The sequence below is a fragment of the Phytopseudomonas argentinensis genome (assembly GCF_900113905.1).
Lineage (GTDB): Bacteria > Pseudomonadota > Gammaproteobacteria > Pseudomonadales > Pseudomonadaceae > Aquipseudomonas > Aquipseudomonas argentinensis.
Genome location: NZ_FORC01000001.1, coordinates 1449464 through 1476030, shown reverse-complemented (window position 1 = coordinate 1476030; position 26567 = coordinate 1449464). Strand labels below are relative to the sequence as shown.

The following is a 26567-nucleotide window of genomic DNA, read 5'->3' as shown; positions in this document are numbered from 1 at the left end:
TGCTCGCATGACAAACCGTAACCTGTGGGTTGATTACGCCAAGGCCATCGGCATCCTCCTGGTGGTCTACGGCCATGTGGTGCGCGGTTTGCTCAACGGCGGCATCATCACCGAGAACGTGGCCTTTCACTGGCTGGTGGACAGCATCATCTATACCTTCCACATGCCGTTGTTCTTCTTTCTGTCCGGGCTGTTCTTCTGGCACTCGCTGAACAACCGCGGCAGTGCCGGGCTGTTCTGCAACAAGATCGATACCATCTTCTACCCCTTCGTGCTCTGGTCGCTACTGCAAGGCAGCATCGAAGTGGTGCTGGCACGCTACACCAATGGCGGTGTCGGCATGGGCGAGGTGCTGGCGCTGCTCTGGTCGCCGCGGGCGCAGTTCTGGTTCCTGTATGCACTGTTCGCCGCGTTCTGCCTGGCGATCCTGCTGTACCGCAATTTCTCCACGCGGGCCTTCCTGCCGCTGCTGGTACTCAGCGCGCTGTTCTACCTGCTGCAGCAATGGACGCCGCGCGTCGCCGCGCTGGTGTTCCTGGCCCAGAACTTCGTGTTCTTCGCCTTGGGTATCTGGTTCAACCAGGTTCGCGGCAGCATCGAATCCCGTGCCTCGGCGGTGGCGCTGGGCAGCGGCCTGGCCTTTGTGGTGGCGCAGTACCTGTTCCACGGCCCGCTGGGCCTGACCTACGCGGATCGCGGCGCGGCGTCACTGGTGGTGGCCTTTATCGGCATCTTGTTCACCGTCAGCCTGTGCATGGTATTGGCGCGCCGGCCAATGGGCTGGATGCTGACCCTCGGCGCGCTGTCGATGCCGATCTTCCTGATGCACATCCTGGCCGGCAGCGGCGCGCGGGTAATCCTCAGCAAGTTCCTGGGCATCAACGACGACACCCTGCATATCGTCGTGGGCTGCCTGGCCGGCGTGCTGCTGCCGATCATCGCCGCGAAGATCCTCGAGGCGCTGGGCATCACCTGGTTGTACGAAATGCCCAAACGCTTTTCGGCCTACCGTTGGCAGCAACGGCGTATGGCGGTGCAGCCGGCGGCTTGATCCGTATCTGGGGAGATCGCCTAGTGGGTTACGCGATCCGACCCACCTTAAGGGCTCCCACCTATGCATCAGTCAGAGTTGTAGACTGGGTGAAGGCGCCTCGTAGCTCTTATGGTCTGTGTGGCTCTCGCGGCGCCGTAATCCACCAACCTGGCCGACAAAAAGAAAACCGCCTTTCGGCGGTTTTGTTTTTTGCGTGACGGCTTATCGCGCCAGGCTGGCTTTCAGCTCCCGACGGCGACGGTGCAGCACCGGTTCGGTGTAGCCGTTGGGTTGCTTGGCGCCTTCAAGTACCAGCTCCACGGCCGCCTGGAAGGCGATGTTGCCGTCGAACATCGGCGCCATCGGGCGATACGCCGGGTCAGCGGCATTCTGCCGATCCACCACCGGGGCCATGCGCTTGAGGCTTTCGACCACCTGCGTTTCGCTGACCACTCCGTGGCGCAGCCAGTTGGCCAGCAGCTGGCTGGAGATGCGCAGGGTGGCGCGGTCTTCCATCAGGCCGATGTCGTTGATGTCCGGCACCTTGGAGCAACCGACGCCCTGGTCGATCCAGCGCACCACATAGCCGAGGATGCCCTGGGCGTTGTTGTCCAGCTCGTTGCGGATCTCCTCGTCGCTCCAGTCGGTGTCTGGGGCCAGCGGAATGCTGAGGATTTCATCCAGCGACGCCGGGGCGCGCTTGGCCAGTTCGGCCTGGCGGGCGAACACGTCGACCTTGTGGTAATGCAGCGCGTGCAGGGTGGCGGCGGTCGGCGAGGGCACCCAGGCGGTGTTGGCGCCGGCCAGCGGGTGGCCGATCTTCTGTTCGAGCATGGCGGCCATCAGGTCAGGCATCGCCCACATGCCCTTGCCGATCTGCGCGCGACCTTGCAGGCCGCAGGCCAGGCCGACGTCGACGTTGTTGTTCTCGTAGGCGCTGATCCACTTCTCGCTCTTCATGGCCGCCTTGCGCACCATGGCGCCAGCTTCCATGGAGGTGTGGATCTCGTCACCGGTGCGATCGAGGAAACCGGTGTTGATGAACACCACGCGCTCGCTGGCGGCGGCGATACAGGCCTTGAGATTGACGGTGGTGCGCCGCTCCTCGTCCATGATGCCAACCTTCAGGGTGTTTCGCGCCATACCCAGCACCTGCTCGACACGCGCGAACAGTTTGCTGGTGAAGGCCACTTCCTCGGGGCCATGCATCTTCGGTTTGACGATATACACCGAGCCGGTGCGGCTGTTGGCGCGGCTGCTGTTGCCGTTGAGGTTGTGCAGCGCGGCGAGGCTGGTGCACAGCGCATCGAGGATGCCTTCGGGCAGTTCGTTGCCGCTGGCGTCGAGCACCGCCGGGTTGGTCATCAAATGGCCGACGTTGCGCACGAACAGCAGGCTGCGGCCGTGCAGGGTGAGCTCGCCGCCGTCCGGGCGGGTGTAGACGCGATCCGGGCTCATGGTGCGGGTGAAGGTGCTGCCGCCCTTGCTCACTTCTTCACTGAGGTCGCCTTTCATAAGCCCCAGCCAATTGCGGTAGACCAGGGTCTTGTCGTCGGCATCCACCGCGGCCACCGAATCTTCGCAGTCCATGATGGTGGTCAGTGCCGACTCCATCAGCACGTCCTTGACGCCGGCGGCGTCGGTGCTGCCGATCGGGCTGTTGGCGTCGATCTGGATCTCGAAATGCAGGCCGTGGTGCTTGAGCAGGATGGCAATGGGCGCGCCGGCTTCGCCCTGGAAGCCGACCAGCTGATCGGCGTCGCGCAGGCCGCTGATGTCGCCATTGGCCAGGGTGACCAGCAGCTTGCCGCCTTCGATGCGATAGCTGCCGACCTCGGCGTGGGAGCCGGTTGCCAGTGGCGCGCTTTCATCGAGAAAGGCGCGCGCGGCGGCGATCACCTTGTCGCCACGTACCCGGTTGTAACCCTTGCCCTTCTCGGCGCCACCTCTCTCGCTGATCGCGTCGGTGCCGTACAGCGCGTCGTACAGCGAGCCCCAGCGTGCGTTGCTGGCATTGAGTGCGAAGCGCGCATTCATCACCGGCACTACCAGCTGCGGGCCGGCCATGCGGGCGATCTCGTCATCGACGTTTTCGGTGCTGGCTTGTACCTGCTCAGGCTGCGGCTGCAGGTAGCCGATCTGCTCCAGGAAGGCTTTGTAGGCCGCCGCGTCATGGGGCTTGCCGGCCCGCTCGCGATGCCAGCCGTCGATCTGCGCTTGCAGCTCGTCGCGCGTGTCGAGCAGCGCACGGTTCTCCGGTGCCAGATCGCGAAACAGCGCGTCGGCGCCGGCCCAGAACGCATCGGCCGTCACGCCGCTGCCGGGGATGGCTTCGTTGTTGATGAAATCGAACAGCACCTTGGCGACCTGCAGGCCACCGACTCGAACACGCTCAGTCATCTCTCGCCTCTCTGCTTCGCTTAGCCACTGTAACGGCAGGGAACCCTCGGTGCTGCGCAGGCAGATCGCTGTCGGGGCCGTGGTAGACGGCTACCCGCGTATCTACGGTGTGCCTGGAGGTGCTTCGTGAGCGGGGTTTTCCACAACCAGCAGGACTGGGTTTGGGGTCATGTAGTGGGTTTTTGTCGATACTACATGAACGAATCGGGAAAAACAGTCCAGAAATGATCGACCCGACCTTGGTCGTATTCAGCACTGCCGCCTGTCTGCGGCGGCTGCCTATACTCCACGGCACCCCATGAGGATCACGACCATGCCCATATGCATCGCCACCGCGGCGGATCTCGATGACCTGGTGCCGCTGTTCGCCGCCTATCTGACTTTCTACGGCGTCGACAAACCCGATCCCCAGGTGCGTGAGTTCCTCGCGGCGCGCCTGGCCCGCGGCGATTCGACCCTGCTGATCGCCCGCGACGATGGAGCGAACGCCCAGGGCTTCGTGCAACTCTATCCCTTGTATGACTCGCTGGCGCTGCGCCCCAGCTTGCTGCTCAGTGACCTGTACGTGGCCGAGCAGGCACGGCGCCAGGGTGTTGGCGAGATGCTGTTGGAGGCCGCTCGCCAGCATGGGCTGCGCACTGGCGCCTGTGGACTGCAGCTGGAAACCGCGCGAACCAACCAGGCCGCGCAGTCGCTCTACGAGCGCCTGGGCTACGTGCGCGATGCGATCTACCTGACCTACCGGCTCGACCTGAGTTGAGCGCCATCGAGGAGAGAGGCACATGGATCATCTGATACTCACCGTCATCGCCCAGGATCAGCCGGGCCTGGTCGAGCGCGTCGCCCAGTGCGTGGCCAGGCACGGCGGCAACTGGCTGGAAAGTCGCATGTCACGCATGGCCGGGCAGTTCGCCGGCATCCTGAGGGTGGACGTGCCCGCGGCCTCCCACGGCGCACTGATGGAAGCCCTGGGCGAACTGAGTGCCCAGGGCATCCGCGTGCAACTGGCATCGGCCGGCGCCGAGCCGGACTGCACCTGGAAGTCCATCCATCTCGATCTACTGGGCAACGACCGCGCCGGTATCGTGCGCGACATTACCCGGCTGCTGGCCGCCAACGGCGTCAATCTGGAGAGTCTGGTGACCGAGGTGACACCCGCGCCGATGAGCGGCGAGCCGCTGTTCCACGCCCAGGCCACGCTGGCCGTGCCCGAGGGTTTGCCACTGAGTACCCTGCAGAGCTCACTGGAAACCCTGGCCGACGACCTGATGGTGGAGCTGAAGCTGCGCATGGAGGACTAGGCTGGGCATGCCCGCGGCGGCGCCTGATCGCGAGGCAAACGAAAAGGCCGCCCAGTGGGCGGCCTTGTCAGGGGCAGGGCTGGCGGATTACCACTGATAGTCGACGCTGGCGATCACGCTGCGTGGGTCGCCGTAGTAGCAGTAGAAGCCGTCACAGGTCGCCAGGTATTCCTTGTCGAACAGGTTCTTGGCATTGAGAGCGACGCTGGCGCCTTGCAGCGCGTTGCTGAGCTTGCCCAGGTCATAGCGTATTGCCGCGTCGTAGACGGTGTAGGAGCGGGTGTGGCCGTCCGATACATCACGTACGAAGCCCATGCTGCCCACGGCGATGTTGTCCGTCTCGCCGATATAGCGCGCACCGAAGCCGATGCCAACCCCCGCCAGCGTGCCGTCGTTCCAGGTGTAATCGGCCCACAGGGACGCCTGATTCTCGGGCGTCAGTGGCAGTGCCCGGTTTTCGTCCCGTGGGTCATTGGTCTTGCGCATCTTGCTGTTGGCATAGGTATAGGCAGCCGTGATCTTCAGGCTCTCGTTGACGTTGCCGACGGCCTCCAGCTCCAGGCCGCGCACCTGCACCTCGCGAACCGGCTCTGTAGCACCCGCGGTACTGGTGGTGACGATGTTCTGCCGTTTCAGGTCATAAGCCGCGGCGCTGAACAGCATGTCGCTGCCAGGCGGCTGGTACTTGATGCCGAGTTCGTATTGTTTGCCGGTGCTGGGGCGGAAGGTTCTACCGCCGCTGCCACCTGCTTCAGCCTGGAAGGACTCAGCATAGGAAACGTAGGGCGTGAAGCCGGGATCGAACACGTAACTCAGTGCCGCATTGCCACTGAAGGCGCTGTCGTGGCGACTGTCTTCGGCATTGCCGGCGTTATAGAAGGTTGTATCGGAAGAGAGCCAGTCCTGCCGCCCGCCGAGCGTCAGGCGCCAGTTGTCGAGGGCGATCTGGTCCTGGATGTACAGGCCCGTGCCGTGACGCTTCTGGTTGTAGTCCTGGAACGCGGTGTAGGCGACGTTGCTGAAGTCCTGACCGTAGATCGGCGTGATGATGTTGCTGGGCGGCGCAGAGCCGAACAGCCACTGGTAGTTGGTATTGACGCGCTGATAGTCCAGGCCCAGCAGCAGGGTGTGCTTCAGCGCGCCGGTGTCGAAGTCGGCCTGCAGGTTGTTGTCGACGGCAAACTGGCTGATGTCCTCGTTCACCACGTTGGCACCACGGGAGAGCGTGCCGTCGTCGGCGACAGCGGTGGCAAAGCCGCCCGCCGTAATACTCTGAAATTCCAGGTCGCTCTTGGTGTAGCGCAGGTTCTGGCGGAACTGCCAGACGTCGTCGATACGATGCTCAAAGGCATAGCCCAGGGCGTAATAGGTCTTGTCGTAGAACTCCCAATCCGGGTCGCCAAGGTTCTCGTGGTAGTCAACCTTGCCTGCCGGGGTGGCCAGTTTGGTGCCTTGCAGCGGCAGGAACTGGCTGGTGGTGCCGGTATCGTCGCGGTTGAACTGGCTGAGCAAGGTCAGCCGGGTGTCTTCGGCGATGTTCCAGGTCAGGCTCGGGGCGATGTTGAAGCGCTGGTCGTCGATGTGTTCGATCGCCGTGCCGCTGTCGCGCAGTACGCCGCCGACGCGGTACAGGAAGCGGCCGTCTTCGTCGACGCGGCCGGTGCTGTCGAAACTGATCTGCTTGTGCTGGAAGGTGCCGACCTGCAGCTGAACCTGGTGGCTGTCGAGTGCTTCCGGGCGGCGGCTGACCATGTCCAGCAGGCCGCCTGGCGGGGTCTGGCCGTAGACCGAGGATGCCGGCCCGCGCAGCAGGGTTACCCGTTCCAGGTTCCAGGTTTCCAGCTTGGGCATCACGTAGGTACCCTTGGGCAGCGGCAGGCCGTCGAGCATCTGGATGGGTTCGAAGCCGCGGATCTTCATCCATTCGGCACGGCTGTCGCTGCCGTAGCTGCTGGCGATCACACCAGGCATGTAGCGCACCGCGTCGTCGAGGTTCTGCACCTTGCGATCCTGCATCTGCTGGCGTGTCGCCACGGAGATCGAGCGCGGCGCCTCGGCAATCGCGGTATCGGTCTTGCTGCCGGCAGCAGTGCGTGTCGCCAGGTAGCCGGTGGCCGGGCCCCAGGCGCTTTCGACAGCGCTGCTGGCGTTGACGGTGGTTTCCGGCAGCGCCAGTGCGGCGCTGTCCGCTACCGGTTGGACGCTGTAGGTGCCCGCCGCGCCCGGCACCAGCATCAGGCCACTGCCGGCCAGCGCCTGGCGGAGTGCGCCGGCGGTGTCGTATTCGCCCTGCACCGCTTGGGCACGCTTGCCGGCGGTCAGGCTGGGGTCGATGCTCAGCACCACGCCGGCCTGGCTGGCGATCTGATTCAGGGAACTAGCCAGCGGGGCGGCGGGCACTCGATAGCTGCGCACGCTTTCAGCCGACTGGGCCAGGCTGAAAGCCGGCAGGCTGGCCAGGGTCATGGCAGCGACCAGCAGGCGCGGGCGGAACGGGGTACGGCTGAACATCGGCATCGCGAGCGGCTCCTACAGGGAAATGAGTCTGATTTCCTATTGCCGAAGTCGGTGGCGAAAGTGATAGGGGCGCTGCAAAAAAATTTACCGGGGCTTTTCGGTCCGCGGCACGATGCGAATCCACCAGTCGCTGTAGCGCTGTACCCGCACCGGCAGGCTGGCAGGGATGGCCGCCAGGGCCAGGTCGCGGTTGCGCAGCGGGAAACTGCCGCTGATACGCAGGTCGGCAATGCTGGCATCGACACCCAGGTGGCCGCTCTGGTACTCGCCAAGGCGCTCCAGCAATTCGGCCAGGCGCACGTTTTCCACCACCAGCATGCCGTGCATCCAGGCGTCGGCGGCAAGCGGCGCGGCCTGGCTGGCGCCCAGGCTCTCGCGGCCCATCAGCACCTGCTGGCCCTGCTCGATCACCCGCTCATCTGCGGCGTGCTGTGGGTGCGCGGCAACGGCCGATTGCAGAACGATCAGGCGCGTACCCTGATCCTCCTCGCGGACCAGAAAGCGCGTGCCCAGGGCGCGCAGGGTGCCGTGTGCGGTTTCAACCAGAAACGGCCGGGGATCGCCGTGGGCGGTCTCCACGAGGATCTCGCCGCTGCGCAGGAACAGGCGGCGTGCATCGGCCGTGAAGTCGATATCCACGGCGCTACGGCTGTTGAGGCGCAGCCGGCTGCGGTCGGCCAGCTGCAACTCGCGCTGCTCGCCGGCGGCGGTTCTCTCATCGGCCAGCCAGTCGCTCAGCGGGCGTTGCTGGTTGAGCAGGCCGAGGCCCAGCAGGCTGGCCAGTACGACGCCGAGCAAACCACCGATGCTGCGTCGCTGCGGGGTAGCGTCCGTGCGCCTGAGCAAGGCCTTGCGTGCGGCCGGCAGCGCCGCCACGGCCAACTGCTGATCGAGGCCGGTGAGTTGCTTCCAGGCGCGCACGTGCTCCGGGTCGGCGGCCAGCCAACGCTGGAACTCGAGTTTCTCCCGTGCGCTGGTGATGCCCGAATCCAGGCACAGCTGCCAGCCGATGGCGGCCTCCAGTACCCGGTTGCTGACCGGCGCAGACGCGCTCATGGCGTCGGCTCGCCGTACAGGGCGATGTAGCACTGGCGGGCGGCCTGGGCGAGATATTGGCGTACCCGCGGCACCGACACGCCCAGGCGTTGGGCGATCTCGGCGTGGCCGAGGCCATCCAGACGGTTGTAGAGAAAGGCGCTGCGCGCCTTGGCCGACAGCGTGCCGAGCAGGCGGTCGATCTCGCGCAGCGCTTCGAGCACCAGCGCCTGCTCCTCCGGGCTGGTATGCACGGCTTCGGGGCTGCGGCTCAGCTCTTCCAGGTAGGCGCGTTCCACGGCGTTGCGACGGAAATGGTCGATCAGCAGCCCGCGGGCGATGGTGCCGAGCAGGGCGCGGGGCTCACGCAGATGCTGCAGGTCGGGTTTGCCGAGTAGGCGCACGAAGGTGTCCTGGCTCAGGTCTTCGGCCCGGTGTGGGCAGGCCAGGCTTTTGCGTAGCCAGCCGAGCAGCCAATCGCGGTGGTCGCGATAGAGCTGGCCCGTCAGCTGCTGATGCGTGGATTCCCCGACCGACACAGGTAACTCCGCGAATAGGGAGAAATAAAGCAATAATTATTCGCATATGATTACAGGTTGCAACGATGCGCTGCAATCGCTTGTGGTCGGTTTTGTCGGCGAGCTGGCGTTGCTCGCCCGTCGGGGCGCTGGCGGGCCGCCGAGACGGTCACGCCAGGTCGTTCCGCGCCAATCGCGGCAAAGGCCTGCTAGCGCTTGCGCAGGGTCAGCCAGGTATCGACGCTGTACACCGCCAGGCCCGCCCAGATGAACAGGAAGGAGATGATTTTCGCCGGGTCGAAATGCTCGCCGAAGACGAACACCGCCAACAGCAACACCAGGGTCGGCGCGATGTACTGCAGGAAGCCCAGGGTCGCGAACGGCAGGTGGCGAGCGGCCGCGTTGAAGAACACCAGGGGGATCAGGGTGACCGGCCCGGCGGCGATCAGCCAAAGTGCTTCGCTGGTGGTCCAGAACGGTGGCTGGCTGCTCATGGCCGCGGGGTGCAACAGGATCCAGCCGATGGCCAGCGGCAGCAGGATCCAGGTTTCCACCACCAGCCCCGGCAGCGCGGCGACCGGCGCTTTCTTGCGGATCAGCCCATAGGTGGCAAAGCTCAAGGCCAGAGCCAGCGATACCCAGGGCAGGCTGCCCACCTGCCATAGCTGCTGGGCCACCCCGGCGGCTGCCAGGGCGACCGCCACCCACTGCAGGCGACGCAACCGTTCACCGAGAAGCAGCATGCCGAGCAGCACGTTGACCAGCGGGTTGATGTAGTAGCCCAGGCTGGCCTCGAGCATGCGCTCATTGTTCACCGCCCAGACGTAGATCAGCCAGTTGCCGGCGATCAGCGCACCACTCACGGCGAGCACCGCGAAGCGTTTGGGGTGATCGATCAGTTCACGCAGCCAGCCTGGGTGCTTCCAGACGAGCAGTAGCAGGGCACCGAAGAGGGCGGACCAGATGGCGCGGTGAACGATGATTTCCAGCGGCGGAACGGCCTGGATCGCCTTGAAGTACATCGGGAACAAACCCCAGATGACATAGGCGGAAAGGCCCAGGATGTAGCCGCGGCGCAAATCTGCGGTGGCCATGTAAGTCCTTAATGAGGCGGTAGCGGGATGCGTCATTCTAGTGCGCAGTTGTCCGCGTGTTCAGCTTTTTATTGCCGCTGCGGCGCGCTCAGAACAGCTTCAGCGGCTCCTCGTCCAGCGCCGCCATCTGCTCGCGCAGCATGAGGATCTGCTCGCCCCAGTAGCGCTCGCTGCCGAACCACGGAAAGCTCTGCGGGAAGGCCGGGTCGTCCCAGCGGCGTGCCAGCCAGGCGCTGTAGTGCATCAGGCGCAGGGAGCGAAAACCCTCGATCAGCGGAAGCTCGCGGGGGTTGAAATCGTGAAACTCCTGATAGCCCTCGACCAGTTCGGCGATCTGGCCGAGCCGCTCGTGACGGTCGCCGGCCAGCATCATCCACAGGTCCTGGATCGCCGGGCCCATGCGGCAATCGTCGAGGTCGACCATGTGGTAGGTCTCGTCGCGGCACAGCAGGTTGCCCGGGTGGCAGTCGCCGTGCAGGCGGATGGCCTTGGCCGGGTTTTGCGCGAACAGCTGATCAAGGCGCTTGAGCAGATCCCGCGCCACCGACTCGTAGGCGGGCAGCAGGCTCCTGGGGATGAAGTTGCCGTCCAGCAGGGTGGCAAGGGAAGCATGGCCGAAATTATCCACCCGCAGGGCTTCGCGATGCTCGAACGGGCGCAGCGAGCCGACGGCATGCAGACGGCCGAGCAACTGCCCCAGGCGATAGAGCTGGTCCAGGTTGCCCGGCTCCGGCGCGCGGCCGCCTCTGCGTGGAAACAGCGAGAAGCGATACCCGGCGTGTTCGAACAGGGTTTCGCCGTCGCGCTGCAGGGGCGCTACCACCGGTACTTCGAACTCTGCCAGCTCGGCGGTGAAGCTGTGCTCTTCGCGAATCGCTGCGTCGGTCCAGCGATCGGGTCGGTAGAACTTGGCGATCAGCGGGGTTTCGGCCTCGATACCCACCTGATAGACGCGGTTCTCGTAGCTGTTCAGGGCCAGCACCCGCGCGTCGCTGAGATAACCCAGGCTCTCGACGGCATCCAGGACCAGATCGGGGGTGAGGGCGGCGAAAGGATGGCTCATGGACGGCTCCTGCGGTTGGCCGCCGAGTGTAACGCCTGCGGGCCCTCGTCATGGCCACTATTCGTCCCCGTCGCGAACGAGCGGGGTGATGCGGCTCAGTGGTAGGTAGCGGCTTGCTGTCAGCTTGCAGGCGGCCAGCCAGGCATCCAGATTTAAGCCCGTGGGGGGGCGAGGCTTTATCCGTCGACCAGTCGGCAGTTGAAGTGCCGGGTAAGACGCGCCGATCGCGTCAGACCTGGGTTCCCAGCAACACATGACTGGCTGCGAACTGGGCGCGTACCGGGCTGCCGGCAACCAGCCCCTGCCCGGCGAGTTGCTCGGCGCCGGCCTGGGCGCACAGCGTTTGCCCGTTGGGCAGGGCGATGCGCACCTCGCAGGGGCCGTCGCTCTCGGCCAGGATCTGCTCGATGGTCCCCGTTAGCGCATTGAGGCCTGGATCGGGGGGCTGGTCCGGCCGGCTGAGCTGCAGCCAGCCGGCCTTGATCAACACCATCAAGGGAGTCCCGGCCTGCAGTTGCAAGTGAGCGGTGCTGTTGCGGGTGATCTGCGCCTGGAGCGACGCGCCACCGGGCAGTTCGATGGCGATCAGGTGGTTGCCGCCCTGGGGTTGGATCGCCTGCACCCTACCGCTGAGCTGGTTGCGCGCGCTGGTGCGCAGCATCAGGCGGCCCAGTACCTGCAGGTCGGCGTCATCGGCAGCGGCTTGCAGCAGGTCGGCCTGGATGGCCTGCAGGCGCTGGTGCAGCTGCAGCAGGCGTTCACCGGCCGGCGTCAGCCGTGCGCCGCCACCGCCCTTGCCACCGACGCTGCGGGCCACCAGGGGCTGGTCGGCCAGGTTGTTCAGCTCGTCGATGGCGTCCCAGGCGGCCTTGTAGCTCATGCCGGCGGCCTTGGCGGCACGGGTGATCGAACCTTGTGCGGCGATCTGTTCGAGCAGGGCGATACGCTGCGGACGACGGGTGACGTGTTGGGCGAGCAGGGACAGGGTGGACATGGCAGGAGATCGGCACGACGGTCGTTCACTGTGCGCGACGCCCCCGGCGACGTCAATGATCGCCCGGTGCCGGCGTGCGCGCCAGGCAATAGACATCCACACGTAGGGCGCCGGCGCGAGTCAGCAGGCGCGCCAGTTGCTGTGCGGTGGCGCCGGTAGTCAGCACGTCATCGATCAACGCCAGGTGCAGGCCGCGGGGCTGGGCAACCGGGCGCAGTCTGAAGGCGCCACGCAGGTTGCGCCGACGCGCGGCGGCATCGAGTTTCTGCTGGGCGGGTGGATCGCCGATGCGCTGCAGCCAGTCGCTGCGCCGTGCAAGCTGCAGCGCGCTGCTGACCACTTCGGCGAGTATCTGTGCCTGGTTGAAGCCGCGCTGGCGCTGGCGCTTCGGCGACAGGGGCACGGGCAGCAGCAGGTCGGGCCTGGGCAAGCCTTCGTCGAAGGCATGGGCCAGATGCCGCGCGAGCAGGTCGCCGAGCAGGCGGCCGATGGGCCAGCGTGCCTGGTGCTTGAAGCCATTGATCAGCGCATCGACGGGAAAGCCGTAGCGCCAGGGGGCCTCGACCCGGCTGAACGGCGGCGGCCGTTTCAGGCAACTGCCGCAGGTCAGTCCGTCGACCGCCAGCGGCAGCGCGCAAACCCGGCAATGCGGGCCGAGCCACGGCAGCTCGGCATCGCACTCGACGCATAGCGGCATGGCGGTGTCGACCCGTTCATCGCAGAGCAGGCAGGTTTGTTTTATTTTTAACCAGTTGTAAACCTTGAATATAGCTGATGGTTGACAGTGCATGAGGCTTCCTTAACTATGCCGCACATCCGTGTTGGGTCTGCCTTTTCGACTGTAGCAGGCCGCCTGTAGATAAGGACTTGCCCCCATGAGCGCCAGTACCGCCACCACCCTGCGTCACGATTGGAGCCTGAACGAAGTTCGCGCCCTGTTCGAGCAACCGTTCAACGACCTGCTGTTCCAGGCCCAGACCGTGCACCGCGGGCATTTCGATGCCAATCGCGTGCAGGTCTCGACGCTCTTGTCGATCAAGACGGGGGCCTGCCCCGAGGACTGCAAGTATTGCCCGCAATCCGGTCACTACAACACCGGCCTGGACAAGCAGAAGCTGATGGAAGTGCAGAAGGTGCTGGAGGCGGCCGCCGAGGCCAAGGCCATCGGCTCGACCCGCTTCTGCATGGGCGCGGCCTGGAAACATCCGTCCGCCAAGGATATGCCCTACGTGCTGAAGATGGTCGAGGGCGTCAAGGCTCTGGGCCTGGAAACCTGCATGACCCTGGGCAAGCTCGACAGGGAGCAGACCGCCGCCCTGGCGGAAGCCGGGCTGGACTACTACAACCATAACCTCGACACCTCGCCAGAGTTCTACGGCAGCATCATCACCACCCGCACCTACAGCGAGCGCCTGCAGACCCTGGCCTACGTACGCGACGCCGGCATGAAGATCTGCTCCGGCGGCATCCTCGGCATGGGCGAGTCGCTGGACGATCGCGCCGGCCTGCTGATCCAGCTCGCCAACCTGCCGGAGCACCCGGAGTCGGTGCCGATCAACATGCTGGTCAAGGTCGAGGGCACGCCGCTGGCCAATGAGGAAGACGTCGACCCGTTCGATTTCATCCGCATGCTGGCGGTTGCGCGCATCATGATGCCCAAGTCCCACGTGCGCCTGTCCGCCGGCCGCGAGGCGATGAACGAGCAGATGCAGGCCCTGGCGTTCTTCGCCGGCGCCAACTCGATCTTCTATGGCGAAAAACTGCTGACCACCGCCAACCCCCAGGCCGACAAGGACATGCAGCTGTTCGCCCGGCTCGGTATTCAGCCCGAAGCGCGTGAAGAACATGCCGACGAGGTGCACCAGGCCGCCATCGAGCAGGCGCTGGTCGAGCAGCGTGACTCACGGTTGTTCTACGACGCTGCCATCTGATCCCCAAGTAGGCGCCAGCACGGCGCCTGCCCCTTGCCGGCCAACCGCGCGGCGGCGGCCGGCCTGTGCTGGATGCTTCGCGCTTTACGGTGATAGCCCATGAGTTTCGATCTTGCCGCTCGCCTGGCCGAGCGCCGTGCTGCCGATCTGTATCGCCAGCGCCCCCTTCTGGGCAGCCCACAGGGGCCACTGGTGGAGGTGGATGGCCGTCAGTTGCTGGCCTTCTGCTCCAACGATTATCTGGGCCTGGCCAACCACCCGCAGGTGGTCGAGGCCTGGCGCGCTGGCGCTAAACGCTGGGGCGTCGGCGGTGGCGCTTCGCATCTGGTGGTCGGCCACAGCACGCCGCACCACGAGCTGGAGGAGGCGCTGGCCGATTTCACCGGGCGCCCGCGGGCGCTGCTGTTCTCCACCGGCTACATGGCCAACCTGGGCGCCGTCACGGCGCTGGTCGGCAAGGGCGACACGGTGCTCGAGGATCGTCTCAACCATGCCTCGCTGCTGGATGCCGGCCTGCTCAGCGGCGCGCGCTTCTCGCGCTACCTGCACAACGACGCGCAAAGTCTTGCCAGCCGTCTGGCCAAGGCCGAGGGCAATACCCTGGTGGTCTGCGACGGCGTATTCAGCATGGACGGCGATCTGGCCGACCTGCCGGCGCTGTGCGCCGAGGCGCGGCGCAGGGATGCCTGGGTGATGGTCGACGATGCCCATGGCTTTGGCGCCCTGGGCGCCACCGGTGGCGGTGTGGTCGAGCAGTTCGGGCTCGGCATGAATGAGGTGCCGGTGCTGGTTGGCACCCTCGGTAAGGCATTCGGCACCGCTGGCGCCTTTGTCGCTGGCAGTGAGGACTTGATCGACACCCTGGTGCAGTTCGCCCGGCCTTACATCTACACCACCAGCCAGCCGCCGGCGCTGGCCTGCGCCACCCTCAAGAGCCTGCAATTGCTGCGCAGCGAGCACTGGCGCCGCGAGCATTTGAACGCCCTGATCGCGCGCTTTCGCCAGGGCGCTACCCATATCGGCCTGACGCTGATGGACAGCGACACGGCGATTCAACCGATCCTGATCGGCGACAGCGGTCGTGCCATGGCTCTGTCCCGGGCGTTGCGCGAGCACGGCCTGCTGGTCACCGCGATTCGCCCGCCCACCGTGCCGGCGGGCAGCGCGCGGCTGCGGGTCACCCTGTCCGCTGCCCATGAACTGGCTCAGGTCGATCGGCTGCTCGAAGCCTTGGCCCAGTGCTGGGCGCAGCTACCCGGGGAGCCGGCATGACGGCTCAACCGTTGATTCTGCTGCCCGGCTGGGGGCTGGGCAGCGCGTCGCTCGTGCCGCTGGCCGAGGCGCTGGGCGAACATTTCCAGGTCAGCATCGAAGCCTTGCCGGTGGTCAGGCAGGCCGACGCCGGGCAATGGCTGGACGTGCTGGACCAACGTCTGCCCCGTGGCACCTGGTTAGGCGGCTGGTCCCTGGGTGGCATGCTCGCCACGCTGCTGGCGGCGCGCCGTGGCGCGGATTGCCCGGGGCTGCTGACGCTGGCCAGCAATGCCCGGTTCACCGCCAGCGCGGCCTGGCCGACGGCGATGCCGGTGGCGACTTTCGAGGCCTTTCGGGAGGGCTATGCCCTGAGCCCCGCGGCGACGCTCAAGCGTTTCGCCATGCTCTGCAGCCAGGGCGCTGGCGATGCAAGGGGGCTATCGCGCGGCCTGCTGGCGCAGGCGGGTGGCGTCGACACGCTGGCCGGGCTGGACCTGCTCGCCATGCTCGATAGCCAGGCGGCGCTGCAGCACTTCGAGGGGCCGCAGCTGCATCTGTTCGCAGGGGGCGATGCACTGGTGCCGGAGGCAGCGGCGGCAGCTGTGCAGGCGCTGCAACCCGCTGCCGCGGTGCACTGCATCGGCGGTGCGCCCCACGCCTTCCCGCGTGCGCAGGCTACCGAGGTGGCGTCTCTGGTGGGCCGTTTTCTGGAGGCGTGGCAATGAACGAGCGCCCGGACAAGCGTCTTGTCGCTGCGTCCTTCTCCAAGGCCGCCGGCAGCTACGACAGCGTGGCGCAGCTGCAGCGTGACGTCGGCCAGCAGCTGCTGCAGTACCTGCCGCTGTCCCTGCAGCCGCAGCGTTGGCTCGATGTGGGATGTGGCACCGGGTTTTTCAGCCGCGCGCTGACGGACCGCTATCCGCGTAGCGAAGGTATTGCCGTGGATATCGCCGAAGGCATGTTGCAGCACGCTCGGCAGGCGAGCGCCGCGCAAGCCTTCGTGGCCGGCGATGCCGAGCGACTGCCGCTGCGCGACGCCAGCTGCGACCTGCTGTTCTCGAGCCTGGCCTTGCAGTGGTGCGCGGATTTCCAGGCTGTGCTGGACGAGGCGCACAGGGTATTGCGCCCAGGCGGAACGCTGGCGTTCAGCAGCCTGTGCGTCGGCACCTTGCAGGAGCTGCGTGACAGCTGGCTGGCCGTGGACGGTTTCGTGCACGTCAACCGCTTTCGCAGCGCCGAGGATTATCAGGCGCTCTGTGCCGGCAGCAGCCTGCAGATACGACGGCTGCAGGTGCGTGCTCATCGGTTGTACTACGCCGATCTGCGCAGCCTTACCCATGGTCTCAAGGCACTTGGTGCACACAATCTCAATGACGGTCGCCCCGCCGGGCTGACCGGTCGCGCCCGACTGCGCGCGCTGGCCGATGCCTACGAGCGCCAGCGCCAGGCCGAGGGGCTGCCCTGCACCTACCAAGTCATCTATGGCGTACTGCAAAAGGAGCCCGGCCCATGAGCGCCGCCTATTTCGTCACCGGCACCGATACCGAGATCGGCAAGACCACCATCGCTGCCGGCCTGCTGTACGCGGCGCGCCGCGCGGGGCTATCCACTGCGGCGGCCAAGCCGGTAGCCTCCGGCTGTCAGCTCGGCGCAGAGGGGCTGCGCAATGACGATGCCCTGGCGCTGCTCGCCCAGTGCAGCCTGCCGCTGCGTTATGAAGAGGTGAATCCGCTGGCGTTTGCGCCTGCCATCGCGCCACATCTGGCCGCTCGGGACGCCGGCGTGACGCTCGATGTGCCGAGCTTGCACGCAGCGGTTCTGGCGATTCTGAGCAAGGGCGCAGACTTTACCCTGGTCGAAGGTGCCGGTGGCTGGCGGGTGCCACTGGGCGGTATGGCCACGCTGGCCGATCTGGCCCAGGCGCTGCACATTCCCGTGATTCTGGTGGTGGGTGTGCGGCTGGGCTGCATCAACCATGCGGTGCTGAGCGCCGAGGCGATCATCGGCGACGGCCTGCCCCTGGCAGGCTGGGTCGCCAATATCGTCGACCCGCACGTCGCACGCCTGCAGGACAATCTCGAAACCCTCGACGAGCGCTTGCCGGCGCCCTGCATCGGTCGGGTGCCGCACCTGTCAGCGGTGACAGCCGAGCAGGTAGCGCAGCACCTCGATTTATCGCGATTGATGCTATGAACGGCAACTTTTGCATCATTTTTAGCTGTACATCTTTTCACCGGCTTCTGCTTAAATGCAGCCTATAAAGTTCCTGCGGCAGGAGACGTCCCATGCAGATCTCTTCCACCAGCGCCTTCAATGCTGGCATCAATACCATTCAGTCCGGCCAGCGCCGGGTCGACCAGGCTGCCGGTGAAATCGCCAGCGGCCCGATCACTGCCGAGCGTGCCCAGGCCAACGAGCCGTCCGCGGCGCGTGCTGACATTGCCGAGAACATGGTCGAGATGCGTGTTGGCCAATATGAAGCCCAAGCCGGTGCGCGCGTCGTGCAGACCGCGGACAAGGTGCTGGGCACCTTGATCGACGTTACCGCCTAAATCGCAGCGCCTGCCCAGGCGCTCGACTCCAGGAGGGAGAACGACATGCAAGTTGGCGGTTTTCCCTCCTCCTATCATTTCGCTTCGCCGCTCTCGGCTTCCATACCCCGCCCCTTCGAGTCCGCCAGTTCGCCCGAGCTGGCCCGCGCCGCGTTTGCGCCGGTGACGGCAGGCGCCGAAGCCGATTCCTCTCAGGCCGCTACCTCGCAAGAGGAACAGGACAGGTCGGACGATTCTTCCGCTCAGCCGGGAGAGCCTCGCAGTGCCAAGGAAGAGCAGAAGCTGCAGCTCGTGGTGGCCGAACTGGCCAACCGTGACCGCGAGGTTCGCGCCCACGAGCAGGCCCACGCCGCAGTGGGTGGTCCCCATGCCGGAGCGCCCACCTATACCTATACCCAGGGGCCGGACGGCAAACGCTATGCCTCCGGTGGCGAGGTGAGGATCGATGTCGGCGCGGTCGCCAATGACCCGCAAGCCACCCTGAGCAAGATGGAGATCGTCATCCGCGCTGCACTGGCACCCGCCGAGCCGTCCGCTCAGGATCGCAGCGTGGCCAGTCAGGCCCAGGCACAAATGGCGGCGGCGCGCGCCGAGTTGGCCGCCCTGCGGCGTGGTGAAGGGGAGGGGGGCAAAGCGCCTGCCGACCAAGGTGCCGAAAAAAGCGACGACCCGTCGGTCACATCCGATGCCTCCAGGAGCTCGCCCGTGCCAGCGGGCATCAGCCTTTATGCCGCGTCCGCGGATCAGCAGAGGCCTTCCGGGTTGCTTGATCTTCGCGCCTGAGCGTGCATGAGCGGCCTTGACAGTAATTGGGCGTAAACGTATGTTTCAAACATGTGTTTGAGAGGCGTGATCCTCTCTCCATGTTCATCCTGCAAACGACCGCCCACCGGTCATCCCGAACATAAGAGACCACCCGCAGAGGTACCCGCTATGCCTGATTACAAGGCCCCCTTGCGCGATATCCGTTTCGTACGTGACGAGCTGCTCGGTTATGACGCGCACTACCAGAGCCTGCCCGGCTGCCAGGACGCCACGCCAGACATGGTCGACGCGATTCTCGAAGAAGGCGCCAAGTTCTGCGAGCAGGTGCTCTCGCCGCTGAACCGTGTGGGCGATACCGAAGGCTGCACCTGGAGCGAAGCCGGCGTGAAGACGCCGACCGGCTTCAAGGAAGCCTACAAGCAGTTCGTCGAAGGCGGCTGGCCGAGCCTGGCCCATGACGTCGAGCATGGCGGCCAGGGCCTGCCGGAGTCGCTGGGCCTGGCGGTCAGCGAAATGGTCGGCACTGCCAACTGGTCGTGGGGCATGTACCCGGGCCTGTCCCACGGCGCGATGAACACCATTTCCGCCCACGGCACCGCCGAGCAGCAGCACATCTATCTGACCAAGCTGGTATCCGGCGAGTGGACCGGCACCATGTGCCTGACCGAACCGCATTGCGGCACCGACCTGGGCATGCTGCGCACCAAGGCCGAGCCCCAGGCCGATGGCTCCTACAGCATTTCCGGGACCAAGATCTTCATCTCCGCCGGTGAGCACGACATGGCCGACAACATCGTCCATATCGTCCTGGCACGCCTGCCCGATGCGCCGGCTGGTACCAAGGGTATTTCCCTGTTCATCGTGCCCAAGTTCCTGCCCAATGCCGACGGTGGCGTGGGCGAGCGCAATGGCGTGAGCTGTGGTTCCATCGAGCACAAGATGGGCATCCACGGTAACGCCACCTGCGTGATGAACTTCGATTCGGCCACCGGCTTCCTGATCGGCCCGCCGAACAAGGGCCTGAACTGCATGTTCACCTTCATGAACACTGCACGTCTGGGCACTGCCCTGCAGGGCCTGGCCCATGCCGAACTGGGTTTCCAGGGCGCCATCAAGTACGCCCGGGAGCGCTTGCAGATGCGTTCGCTGACCGGCCCGAAAGCGCCCGACAAGGCGGCCGATCCGATCATCGTGCACCCGGACGTGCGCCGCATGCTGCTGACCATGAAGGCGTTCGCCGAAGGCAACCGTGCGATGGTCTACTTCACCGCCAAGCAGGTGGATATCGTCAAGTACGCCCAGGACGAAGAGCAGAAGAAAGCCGCCGATGGTCTGCTGGCCTTTCTGACCCCGATCGCCAAGGCATTCATGACCGAAGTGGGCTTCGAATCCGCTTCCCATGGCATGCAGGTGTACGGCGGCCATGGCTTCATCAGCGAGTGGGGCATGGAGCAGAACCTGCGCGACTGCCGCATCGCCATGATGTACGAAGGCACCACCGGCGTTCAGGCCCTCGACCTGTTGGGCCGCAAGGTGCTGATGACCCAGGGCGAGGCGCTCAAGGGCTTCACCAAGATCGTCCACAAGTTCTGCCAGGCCAATGAAGGCAACGAGGCGCTCAAGGCGTTCGTCGGGCCGCTGGCCGCGCTCAACAAGGAATGGGGCGAAGTGACCATGAAGATCGGCATGGCCGCCATGAAGGATCGTGAGGAAGTCGGTGCCGCCTCGGTCGACTACCTGATGTATTCCGGTTATGCCTGCCTGGCCTACTTCTGGGCCGACATGGCGCGTGTGGCGGCCGAGAAGCTGGCAAGCGGTGACGGTGATCAGGCGTTCTACAAGGCCAAGCTGCAGACCGCGCAGTTCTACTACGCGCGTATCCTGCCGCGTACCCGCACCCACGTGGCAGCCATGCTGTCCGGTGCCAGCAGCCTGATGGACATGAGCGAAGAGGATTTCGCCCTCAGCTACTGATCGCGCCGGTGGCAATCGAACCGCGGCCTGGTGCCGCGGTTTTTTTATGTGTGCCCTGTGGAGACCGGACAGGCGCGGCGTGCGTCGGCAGCCAATTACAGGCAAAATGCCAGTCTCTTTTTTCGGTCACTGCGGAGCTCGCCTTGCCGCGTCTCGTCGCGTTGCGCTTGGGACACTTTCTGCCGGCATTGCTGCTGCTCGGCGGCGGTTTGCTGGCCGCGACCCTGCCGACCCTGACCGACTTCTTCACCTCGCTGTTCAATGTGCTGCCCACCTCGTTGCTGCTGCTCGGCGGCACCTTCTGCATGGTCTATGGCCGCCAGCGTGAATTGTTCATGCTGCTAGTGCTGTACCTGGGCTACTTCCTGCTCGACGAGCAGGCCGATTACTACCGTGAGTTCGGCAGGGTGCGCGATGACGCGGCGCTGGTCTTCCACCTCAGCAGCTTGTTGCTGCCTGCGCTCTATGGTTTGTTCGCGCTATGGCGCGAGCGTACCCACCTGATCCAGGATCTGGTCGCACGGGCGGCTGTATTGCTGGCGGTCGTTGGCGTGGCAGCGGCGTTGGCGCGCCGTTATCCCCAGGGGCTGGAACAGTGGCTTTCGGTGATCCGCTGGCCAGCGCTGCATGCCGAGTGGATGAGCCTGATACAGCTCGCCTACCCACTGTTCCTGCTGGTGAACATCGCCCTGCTGGTCCAGTACCTGCGTACGCCGCGGCCGGTGCATGCCGTGCAACTGGTGGGCGCGCTGGCGCTGTTGTGGATGTTGCCCAATACCTTCATCCACACCCATGCGCTGCAGGTGATGTCCAGTGTGGTAATGCTGATGATCGTCGTTGGCGTGGCCCACGAGGCCTACCAGATGGCGTTTCGCGACGAGCTGACCGGCTTGCCCGGCCGCCGCGCCTTGAACGAGCGACTGCAGCGCCTGGGGCGCAACTACGTGATCGCCATGGCCGACGTCGACCACTTCAAGAAATTCAACGACACCCACGGCCATGATGTCGGCGACCAGGTTCTGCGCCTGGTGGCCAGCCAGCTGCGCAAGGTGGGCGGCGGCGGCAAGGTGTATCGCTACGGTGGGGAGGAGTTCACCCTGGTATTCGCCGGCAAGGACATCGAGCAATGTATGCCGCATCTCGAGGCCGTTCGCCAGGCCGTCGAGCGCTACCAGATCCAGCTGCGCGACCGCCAGCAGCGCCCCAGTGACGACACGCTTGGGCGCCCGCGCCGCAGCGGCTCGCGAGCGGCCCAGGTATCGGTGACGGTCAGTATCGGGGTGGCGCAGCCTGGCAACCAGCACCGTAACGTGGAAGACGTGCTCAAGGCCGCTGACAAGGCGCTTTATGCCGCCAAGAGCGCCGGGCGCAATTGCGTCAGCAGCCAGGCGCAGCGCCGTCGCGGCGCGGTCAAGGTCAAGCCCGGGCAGGCCTGAGCAAGCCAGTGACCGATCCGTGGCTGAGCGGTCACGACACGACCCTATGTGTCTGAAAAGTTGTTGGGCTAGACTCGGCTTCTGACCGTGCTACCGAGGACTTCCCATGGCCGACTACAAAGCTCCCCTGCGTGACATGCGCTTCGTGCTCAACGAGGTTTTCCAGGTTTCCAAACTCTGGGCGCAGCTGCCTGCCCTGGCCGAAGTCGTCGACGAGGAAACCGCCAATGCGATCCTCGAGGAAGCCGGCAAGATCACCGCCGGCATGATCGCCCCCCTGAATCGGGCCAGCGATGAAGAGGGGTGCACCTGGGTAAATACCGAAGTGCGCACGCCGGCCGGTTTTATCGAGGCCTACAAGGCCTACGCCGAGGGCGGCTGGGTTGGCGTGGGCGGTGATCCGCGGTTTGGCGGCATGGGCATGCCCAAGGTGATTTCCGCCCAGGTCGAGGAGATGGTCAATTCGTCCAGCCTGTCGTTCGGCCTTTACCCGATGCTCACCGCTGGCGCCTGCCTGTCGATCAACGCCCACGCCAGCGAAGAACTCAAGCAGGCCTACCTGCCGAACATGTATGCCGGCGTCTGGGCCGGCTCGATGTGCCTGACCGAACCGCATGCCGGTACCGACCTGGGCATCATCCGTACCAAGGCCGAGCCTCAGGCTGATGGCAGTTACAAGGTCAGTGGCACCAAGATCTTCATCACCGGCGGCGAGCACGACCTGACCGAGAACATCATCCACCTAGTGCTGGCCAAGCTGCCGGACGCACCGGCCGGTCCCAAGGGCATTTCGCTGTTCCTGGTGCCCAAGTTCATGGTCAATGCCGACGGCTCGCTGGGCGAGCGCAACGCGGTTTCCTGTGGCTCGATCGAGCACAAGATGGGCATCAAGGCGTCGAGCACCTGCGTGATGAACTTCGACGGCGCCACCGGCTATATCATCGATGCGCCGAACCGCGGCCTGGCCGCGATGTTCACCATGATGAACTACGAGCGCCTGGGGGTCGGCATCCAGGGCCTGTCGACCGGCGAGCGTTCCTACCAGAGCGCCATCGAGTACGCCCGCGAGCGTATCCAGAGCCGTGCGCCGACGGGGGCGGTGGCCAAGGACAAGGCGGCCGACCCGATCATCGTGCACCCGGACGTGCGCCGCATGCTGCTGACCATGAAGGCGTTCAACGAGGGAGGGCGTGCCTTTTCCAGCTACGTCGCTCTGCAGCTCGACACCGCCAAGTACAGCGAAGACGAAGTCACCCGCAAGCGCGCCGAAGAGCTGGTGGCGCTGCTGACGCCGGTGGCCAAGGCGTTCCTCACCGACCTGGGGCTGGAAACCACCATTCACGGCCAGCAGGTGTTCGGTGGCCATGGTTACGTGCGCGAATGGGGCCAGGAGCAGCTGGTTCGCGACTGTCGCATCACGCAGATCTACGAAGGCACCAACGGCATTCAGGCGCTGGATCTGGTCGGTCGCAAGATCGTCGGCAGTGGCGGCGCGTTCTGCCGACATTTCATCGAAGAAGTGCGGGCCTTCGCCAGCGATGCCGCATTGGCCGAGGAATTCCGGGCGCCACTGCTGGAGGCCGTGGAGATTCTGGAGACCCAGACCGAGGCATTGCTCGAACGCGCGCGGGTCAACCCCAATGAAATCGGCGCTGCTTCGGTGGAGTACCTGCACCTGTTCGGCTATACCGCCTATGCCTATATGTGGGCGCTGATGGCCAAGGCCGCGCAGGGTAAGGAAGGGCAGGATGATTTCTATGCCAGTAAGCTGGGCACCGCGCGTTTCTACTTCTCGCGTTTGCTGCCGCGCATCCACTCGCTGAACGCTTCGGTGGGGGCTGGTAGCGAGAGCCTCTACCTGCTGACCGCTGAGCAGTTCTAAAGGCGCGAACCGCGTGTAGGCGATTGCTTACACGTGGTTCTGCCTTTGCCCACTATTGGCGTTTGCGCCCGAGGCGTAATCTTCACTTCAAGGACTTAGCGCAGGAAGCGCACTGAACAGACAGGGATACGTGGGACGCTGCCAGGATGGCGCGCTGATCAAGGATGTCAGAATCGAGTCTGCAAACCCCGCCTAGGCGGGGTTTTCTTTTGGGCGTGAAAAATGCCAGGCCTCCTGGTCGAGGGCCCGCAGAACGGGCCTCGACTGCAGCTCAGCTTTTGGCTGTCTTCTCGACCCAGGCTGCGAAGGTGTCGATGTACTTCTGCAGGAATGGCTTGACGCTGTCGCTGAGCTTGCCGCTGTCATCGAAGAAGTTGCCCGCACCGCCCAGGTAGGCTTCGGGCTGTTGCAGCATCGGCATATCGAGAAACACCAGTGCCTGACGCAACTGATGGTTGGCACCGAAGCCGCCGACTGCTCCCGGCGAGGCGCTGACCACGCCCGCTGGCTTGCCGCTCAGCGCACTCTTGCCATAAGGCCGCGAGGCGACATCCACGGCGTTCTTCATCGGCGCGGGGATCGAACGGTTGTATTCCGGGGTCACGAACAGCACCGCGTCGGCGGCGTTCAGTTCCTGGCGGAAGGCAGTGTAGGCGGCCGGTGCCGGATCCACGTCGATATCTTCGTTGTACAGTGGCAGCTCACCGATCTCGACGATCTTCAGCTGCAGGTTCTGCGGCGCCAGGTCGGCCAGGGCCAGGGCCAGCTTGCGGTTGATCGAGGCCTTGCGCAGGCTGCCGATCAATACGGCCACGTTGTAGGTCTTGCTCATGAGAACTCTCCTGAAAGGGGTGCAGCGGTTATAGACAGGGCCAGCACACTATAGACTCCGCACGACGCTGCGAAAGCCTTGCCAGCGGCCTGCAGGGCGCCATGGCCTCGCAATGTGTGGATGATTTTTCTTGAACCGGATGTCGCCTGAGTCAGTCGATTGTGGGGTATCGCCCAGCCGGGCCAACCTCTATAGGACGCACTCCATGGACCTGATCCGCATTTTGATCGCCATTCTCCTCCCGCCGCTGGGGGTTTTCCTGCAGGTCGGCTTCGCTGGCGCCTTCTGGCTGAATATCCTGCTGACGCTGCTTGGCTATTTCCCGGGTATCATCCATGCGGTGTACATCATCGCCAAACGCTAAGCCTGGCGCCTCACCGAAACCGCGCAATCGCGCGGTTTTTTGTTGCCTGCCATTTAGCGAAAGCATGCTCTGCTGTATGACAACTTAGTCGGGTTGTCCTTTTTAGCAGGGTTCGGTGTGGGAGATTTTGTTTTAGGCGGCGCTTATCAGTAGGCATTGGTCTGGTGAAGCAAGTAGCTTACCTAAGCTATGTTTTTGCACCATCTAATTGAATTTAAAGGGTTAATCCTTGGTTTTAGGGGCCTTTCCTGATTGTGATAGTGGCAATTTCATATGCCGCCATGTAGTGAAATTCTTCGTTGCAGCTTCTTGACAGCATTTTTGATTGGGGCAATTATCCGCTCATTCGCTGTATGACAACATACATCGAGCCACTCAAATAATCACAAGATCCAAGGCGCGCTCAATGAAGATCACCCAGGTCAATGTCGAGGTTTTCACCTTCCCCACTCGCCGTAGCGTCGATGCGGCCGGTCACGCCCACCCGGGCGAAGAGTCGCTGGCCAAGATGGCCATGCTGCGCATCGCCACGGAAGACGGCGTGGAAGGCTATGCCTTTGGCGCGCCCGAGCTGATTCGTCCGCACATCATCGACAGCTTCGTGCGCAAGGTGCTGATCGGCCAGAACGTCATGGACCGCGAGAAGATCTGGCAGGATCTCGCCCACTGGCAGCGCGGCAGCGCCAGTCAGTTGACCGACCGCGCCCTGGCGCTCGTCGAGCAGGCGCTGTGGGACTGGGCAGGGCGCAAATTCAAGCAGCCAGTGCACAAGATGATCGGCGGCTACCGCGACAAGGTGCTGGCCTATGGGTCGACCATGTGTGGCGATGATCTGCCGGGCGGCCTGTCGACGCCGGAGGAATACGGTCGTTTCGCCGAGCAACTGGTTGCCCGCGGCTACAAGGCGATCAAGCTGCACACCTGGATGCCGCCGATCTCCTTCGCGCCGGATCCGAAGATGGACGTGCGTGCCTGCGCCGCGGTGCGTGAGGCGGTCGGCCCGGACATCGCCCTGATGCTCGATGGCTATCACTGGTACAGCCGCACCGACGCGCTGTACATCGGCCGCGAACTGGAGAAACTCGACTTCGCCTGGTTCGAAGAACCGATGATGGAGGAGTCCGCCGAATCCTATGCGTGGCTGGCGGCCAACCTCGACATCCCGGTGTTGGGCCCGGAATCCCTCGGTGGCAAGTACATGAGCCGCGCCAGTTGGGTCGGGCAGGGTGCCTGTGACATCCTGCGCGCCGGTGTGGCCGGGGTCGGTGGTATCGCACCGTGCCTGAAGGTCGCGCACCTGGCCGAAGCCTATGGCATGCACTGCGAGATCCACGGTAACGGCGCCGCCAACCTGGCGGTGGTCGGTGCGATCAAGAACTGCGACTGGTACGAGCGCGGCCTGCTGCACCCATTCCTCGACTATGACGACGTGCCGGCCTACCTGAACAGCATCGTCGACCCGATGGACGCCGACGGCTACGTGCACCTGCCGGATCGCCCGGGCCTCGGCGAGGACATCAACTTCGCCTACATCGAAACCAATACCGTCACCCGGTACTGATGTGCTGGCGCGCAGCCGACCGCGGCTGCGCTGTTTCTGAGAGTCGAATAACTATAAGAAG

General features: G+C 64.7%; 24 protein-coding genes. 15 read left to right on the top strand and 9 right to left on the bottom strand.

Features of this window, described 5'->3' with window-relative positions; all coding sequences use genetic code 11:
- The first annotated feature begins 7 nt into the window (after positions 1-7).
- Complete coding sequence (locus BM154_RS06685) at positions 8-1051, top strand: acyltransferase family protein (protein WP_074881560.1); 1044 nt, start codon at positions 8-10, stop codon at positions 1049-1051.
- A 204-nt stretch (positions 1052-1255) separates the two neighbouring features.
- On the opposite strand, the gene BM154_RS06680 is transcribed toward BM154_RS06685, so the two are convergent.
- A complete protein-coding gene (locus tag BM154_RS06680) occupies positions 1256-3433 on the bottom strand; it encodes a malate synthase G (RefSeq protein ID WP_074881559.1) in 2178 nt (725 codons plus the stop codon).
- 313 nt (positions 3434-3746) lie between these two features.
- Between BM154_RS06680 and BM154_RS06675 the strand changes: the two genes are divergently transcribed.
- Together BM154_RS06675 and BM154_RS06670 are read left to right on the top strand one after the other, a co-directional pair.
- Positions 3747-4193 carry a GNAT family N-acetyltransferase gene (locus BM154_RS06675; protein WP_074881558.1) on the top strand — a complete coding sequence of 149 codons (447 nt, stop codon included), beginning with the start codon at positions 3747-3749 and terminating at the stop codon, positions 4191-4193.
- Positions 4194-4215: 22 nt separating this feature from the next.
- Positions 4216-4734: a glycine cleavage system transcriptional repressor gene (locus BM154_RS06670; protein ID WP_074881557.1), complete on the top strand. Its 519-nt coding sequence runs from the start codon at positions 4216-4218 to the stop codon at positions 4732-4734.
- A gap of 87 nt (positions 4735-4821) precedes the next feature.
- Here the strand turns inward: BM154_RS06670 and BM154_RS06665 are convergent, their stop codons facing one another.
- From BM154_RS06665 to BM154_RS06635, 7 genes are all read right to left on the bottom strand, one after another.
- On the bottom strand, positions 4822-7251 hold the full coding sequence (locus tag BM154_RS06665; protein WP_074881556.1) for a TonB-dependent siderophore receptor: 2430 nt from the start codon (positions 7249-7251) through the stop codon (positions 4822-4824).
- Positions 7252-7335: 84 nt separating this feature from the next.
- Positions 7336-8307 carry a FecR domain-containing protein gene (locus BM154_RS06660; RefSeq protein WP_074881555.1) on the bottom strand — a complete coding sequence of 324 codons (972 nt, stop codon included), beginning with the start codon at positions 8305-8307 and terminating at the stop codon, positions 7336-7338.
- Positions 8304-8825 carry an RNA polymerase sigma factor gene (locus BM154_RS06655; protein WP_074881554.1) on the bottom strand — a complete coding sequence of 174 codons (522 nt, stop codon included), beginning with the start codon at positions 8823-8825 and terminating at the stop codon, positions 8304-8306. Before BM154_RS06655 ends, BM154_RS06660 begins: the two co-directional genes overlap by 4 nt.
- Before the next feature lie 188 nt (positions 8826-9013).
- Complete coding sequence (rarD, locus tag BM154_RS06650; RefSeq protein ID WP_074881553.1) at positions 9014-9898, bottom strand: EamA family transporter RarD; 885 nt, start codon at positions 9896-9898, stop codon at positions 9014-9016.
- 88 nt (positions 9899-9986) lie between these two features.
- On the bottom strand, positions 9987-10961 hold the full coding sequence (locus BM154_RS06645) for a serine/threonine protein kinase (RefSeq protein WP_074881552.1): 975 nt from the start codon (positions 10959-10961) through the stop codon (positions 9987-9989).
- Positions 10962-11190: 229 nt separating this feature from the next.
- Positions 11191-11955, bottom strand: a complete 765-nt coding sequence (locus BM154_RS06640) for a TOBE domain-containing protein (RefSeq protein ID WP_074881551.1) — start codon at positions 11953-11955, stop codon at positions 11191-11193.
- 52 nt (positions 11956-12007) lie between these two features.
- Positions 12008-12745, bottom strand: a complete 738-nt coding sequence (locus BM154_RS06635; RefSeq protein WP_074881550.1) for a ComF family protein — start codon at positions 12743-12745, stop codon at positions 12008-12010.
- 85 nt (positions 12746-12830) lie between these two features.
- Here BM154_RS06635 and bioB point away from each other — a divergent pair, with 85 nt between their 5' ends.
- The 10 genes from bioB (at position 12831) to BM154_RS06585 (ending at position 23749) form a co-directional block, all read left to right on the top strand.
- Positions 12831-13886, top strand: a complete 1056-nt coding sequence (gene bioB, locus BM154_RS06630; protein WP_074881549.1) for a biotin synthase BioB — start codon at positions 12831-12833, stop codon at positions 13884-13886.
- 99 nt (positions 13887-13985) lie between these two features.
- Positions 13986-15158, top strand: coding sequence for an 8-amino-7-oxononanoate synthase (gene bioF / locus BM154_RS06625; protein ID WP_074881548.1), 1173 nt, complete (start codon positions 13986-13988; stop codon positions 15156-15158).
- The gene (locus BM154_RS06620; protein ID WP_074881547.1) at positions 15155-15865 is read left to right on the top strand and encodes an alpha/beta hydrolase family protein; all 711 of its coding nucleotides are present in this window, start codon (positions 15155-15157) and stop codon (positions 15863-15865) included. The genes bioF and BM154_RS06620 overlap by 4 nt, the downstream gene beginning before the upstream one ends.
- Positions 15862-16653: a malonyl-ACP O-methyltransferase BioC gene (bioC, locus tag BM154_RS06615; protein ID WP_074881546.1), complete on the top strand. Its 792-nt coding sequence runs from the start codon at positions 15862-15864 to the stop codon at positions 16651-16653. The genes BM154_RS06620 and bioC overlap by 4 nt, the downstream gene beginning before the upstream one ends.
- On the top strand, positions 16650-17333 hold the full coding sequence (gene bioD / locus BM154_RS06610) for a dethiobiotin synthase (RefSeq protein ID WP_074881545.1): 684 nt from the start codon (positions 16650-16652) through the stop codon (positions 17331-17333). Before bioC ends, bioD begins: the two co-directional genes overlap by 4 nt.
- Before the next feature lie 92 nt (positions 17334-17425).
- Entirely contained in the window at positions 17426-17692 is a 267-nt protein-coding gene (locus BM154_RS06605; protein ID WP_074881544.1) for a hypothetical protein, read from the top strand.
- A gap of 45 nt (positions 17693-17737) precedes the next feature.
- The gene (locus BM154_RS06600) at positions 17738-18475 is read left to right on the top strand and encodes a putative metalloprotease CJM1_0395 family protein (RefSeq protein WP_074881543.1); all 738 of its coding nucleotides are present in this window, start codon (positions 17738-17740) and stop codon (positions 18473-18475) included.
- 150 nt (positions 18476-18625) lie between these two features.
- Positions 18626-20431: a phenylacyl-CoA dehydrogenase gene (locus tag BM154_RS06595; protein WP_074881542.1), complete on the top strand. Its 1806-nt coding sequence runs from the start codon at positions 18626-18628 to the stop codon at positions 20429-20431.
- 143 nt (positions 20432-20574) lie between these two features.
- Complete coding sequence (locus BM154_RS06590) at positions 20575-21867, top strand: GGDEF domain-containing protein (RefSeq protein ID WP_074881541.1); 1293 nt, start codon at positions 20575-20577, stop codon at positions 21865-21867.
- 106 nt (positions 21868-21973) lie between these two features.
- Positions 21974-23749, top strand: coding sequence for an acyl-CoA dehydrogenase C-terminal domain-containing protein (locus BM154_RS06585; RefSeq protein WP_074881540.1), 1776 nt, complete (start codon positions 21974-21976; stop codon positions 23747-23749).
- A 271-nt stretch (positions 23750-24020) separates the two neighbouring features.
- On the opposite strand, the gene BM154_RS06580 is transcribed toward BM154_RS06585, so the two are convergent.
- Positions 24021-24581, bottom strand: a complete 561-nt coding sequence (locus BM154_RS06580; protein WP_074881539.1) for an NADPH-dependent FMN reductase — start codon at positions 24579-24581, stop codon at positions 24021-24023.
- 205 nt (positions 24582-24786) lie between these two features.
- On the opposite strand from BM154_RS06580, the gene BM154_RS06575 reads away from it, so the two are divergent.
- Together BM154_RS06575 and BM154_RS06570 are read left to right on the top strand one after the other, a co-directional pair.
- Positions 24787-24945, top strand: coding sequence for a YqaE/Pmp3 family membrane protein (locus BM154_RS06575; protein WP_070884503.1), 159 nt, complete (start codon positions 24787-24789; stop codon positions 24943-24945).
- Positions 24946-25351: 406 nt separating this feature from the next.
- Positions 25352-26506: a mandelate racemase family protein gene (locus tag BM154_RS06570; RefSeq protein ID WP_074881538.1), complete on the top strand. Its 1155-nt coding sequence runs from the start codon at positions 25352-25354 to the stop codon at positions 26504-26506.
- Positions 26507-26567: the final 61 nt, after the last annotated feature.

Bases quoted from the DNA above. Each gene is read 5' to 3' on its own strand.
- BM154_RS06685 (WP_074881560.1), top strand. From the start codon at position 8: ATGACAAACCGTAACCTGTGGGTTGATTACGCCAAGGCCATCGGCATC.
- BM154_RS06680 (WP_074881559.1), bottom strand. From the start codon at position 3,433: ATGACTGAGCGTGTTCGAGTCGGTGGCCTGCAGGTCGCCAAGGTGCTG.
- BM154_RS06675 (WP_074881558.1), top strand. From the start codon at position 3,747: ATGCCCATATGCATCGCCACCGCGGCGGATCTCGATGACCTGGTGCCG.
- BM154_RS06670 (WP_074881557.1), top strand. From the start codon at position 4,216: ATGGATCATCTGATACTCACCGTCATCGCCCAGGATCAGCCGGGCCTG.
- BM154_RS06665 (WP_074881556.1), bottom strand. From the start codon at position 7,251: ATGCCGATGTTCAGCCGTACCCCGTTCCGCCCGCGCCTGCTGGTCGCT.
- BM154_RS06660 (WP_074881555.1), bottom strand. From the start codon at position 8,307: ATGAGCGCGTCTGCGCCGGTCAGCAACCGGGTACTGGAGGCCGCCATC.
- rarD (WP_074881553.1), bottom strand. From the start codon at position 9,898: ATGGCCACCGCAGATTTGCGCCGCGGCTACATCCTGGGCCTTTCCGCC.
- BM154_RS06645 (WP_074881552.1), bottom strand. From the start codon at position 10,961: ATGAGCCATCCTTTCGCCGCCCTCACCCCCGATCTGGTCCTGGATGCC.
- BM154_RS06640 (WP_074881551.1), bottom strand. From the start codon at position 11,955: ATGTCCACCCTGTCCCTGCTCGCCCAACACGTCACCCGTCGTCCGCAG.
- BM154_RS06635 (WP_074881550.1), bottom strand. From the start codon at position 12,745: ATGCACTGTCAACCATCAGCTATATTCAAGGTTTACAACTGGTTAAAA.
- bioB (WP_074881549.1), top strand. From the start codon at position 12,831: ATGAGCGCCAGTACCGCCACCACCCTGCGTCACGATTGGAGCCTGAAC.
- bioF (WP_074881548.1), top strand. From the start codon at position 13,986: ATGAGTTTCGATCTTGCCGCTCGCCTGGCCGAGCGCCGTGCTGCCGAT.
- BM154_RS06620 (WP_074881547.1), top strand. From the start codon at position 15,155: ATGACGGCTCAACCGTTGATTCTGCTGCCCGGCTGGGGGCTGGGCAGC.
- bioC (WP_074881546.1), top strand. From the start codon at position 15,862: ATGAACGAGCGCCCGGACAAGCGTCTTGTCGCTGCGTCCTTCTCCAAG.
- bioD (WP_074881545.1), top strand. From the start codon at position 16,650: ATGAGCGCCGCCTATTTCGTCACCGGCACCGATACCGAGATCGGCAAG.
- BM154_RS06605 (WP_074881544.1), top strand. From the start codon at position 17,426: ATGCAGATCTCTTCCACCAGCGCCTTCAATGCTGGCATCAATACCATT.
- BM154_RS06600 (WP_074881543.1), top strand. From the start codon at position 17,738: ATGCAAGTTGGCGGTTTTCCCTCCTCCTATCATTTCGCTTCGCCGCTC.
- BM154_RS06595 (WP_074881542.1), top strand. From the start codon at position 18,626: ATGCCTGATTACAAGGCCCCCTTGCGCGATATCCGTTTCGTACGTGAC.
- BM154_RS06585 (WP_074881540.1), top strand. From the start codon at position 21,974: ATGGCCGACTACAAAGCTCCCCTGCGTGACATGCGCTTCGTGCTCAAC.
- BM154_RS06580 (WP_074881539.1), bottom strand. From the start codon at position 24,581: ATGAGCAAGACCTACAACGTGGCCGTATTGATCGGCAGCCTGCGCAAG.
- BM154_RS06575 (WP_070884503.1), top strand. From the start codon at position 24,787: ATGGACCTGATCCGCATTTTGATCGCCATTCTCCTCCCGCCGCTGGGG.
- BM154_RS06570 (WP_074881538.1), top strand. From the start codon at position 25,352: ATGAAGATCACCCAGGTCAATGTCGAGGTTTTCACCTTCCCCACTCGC.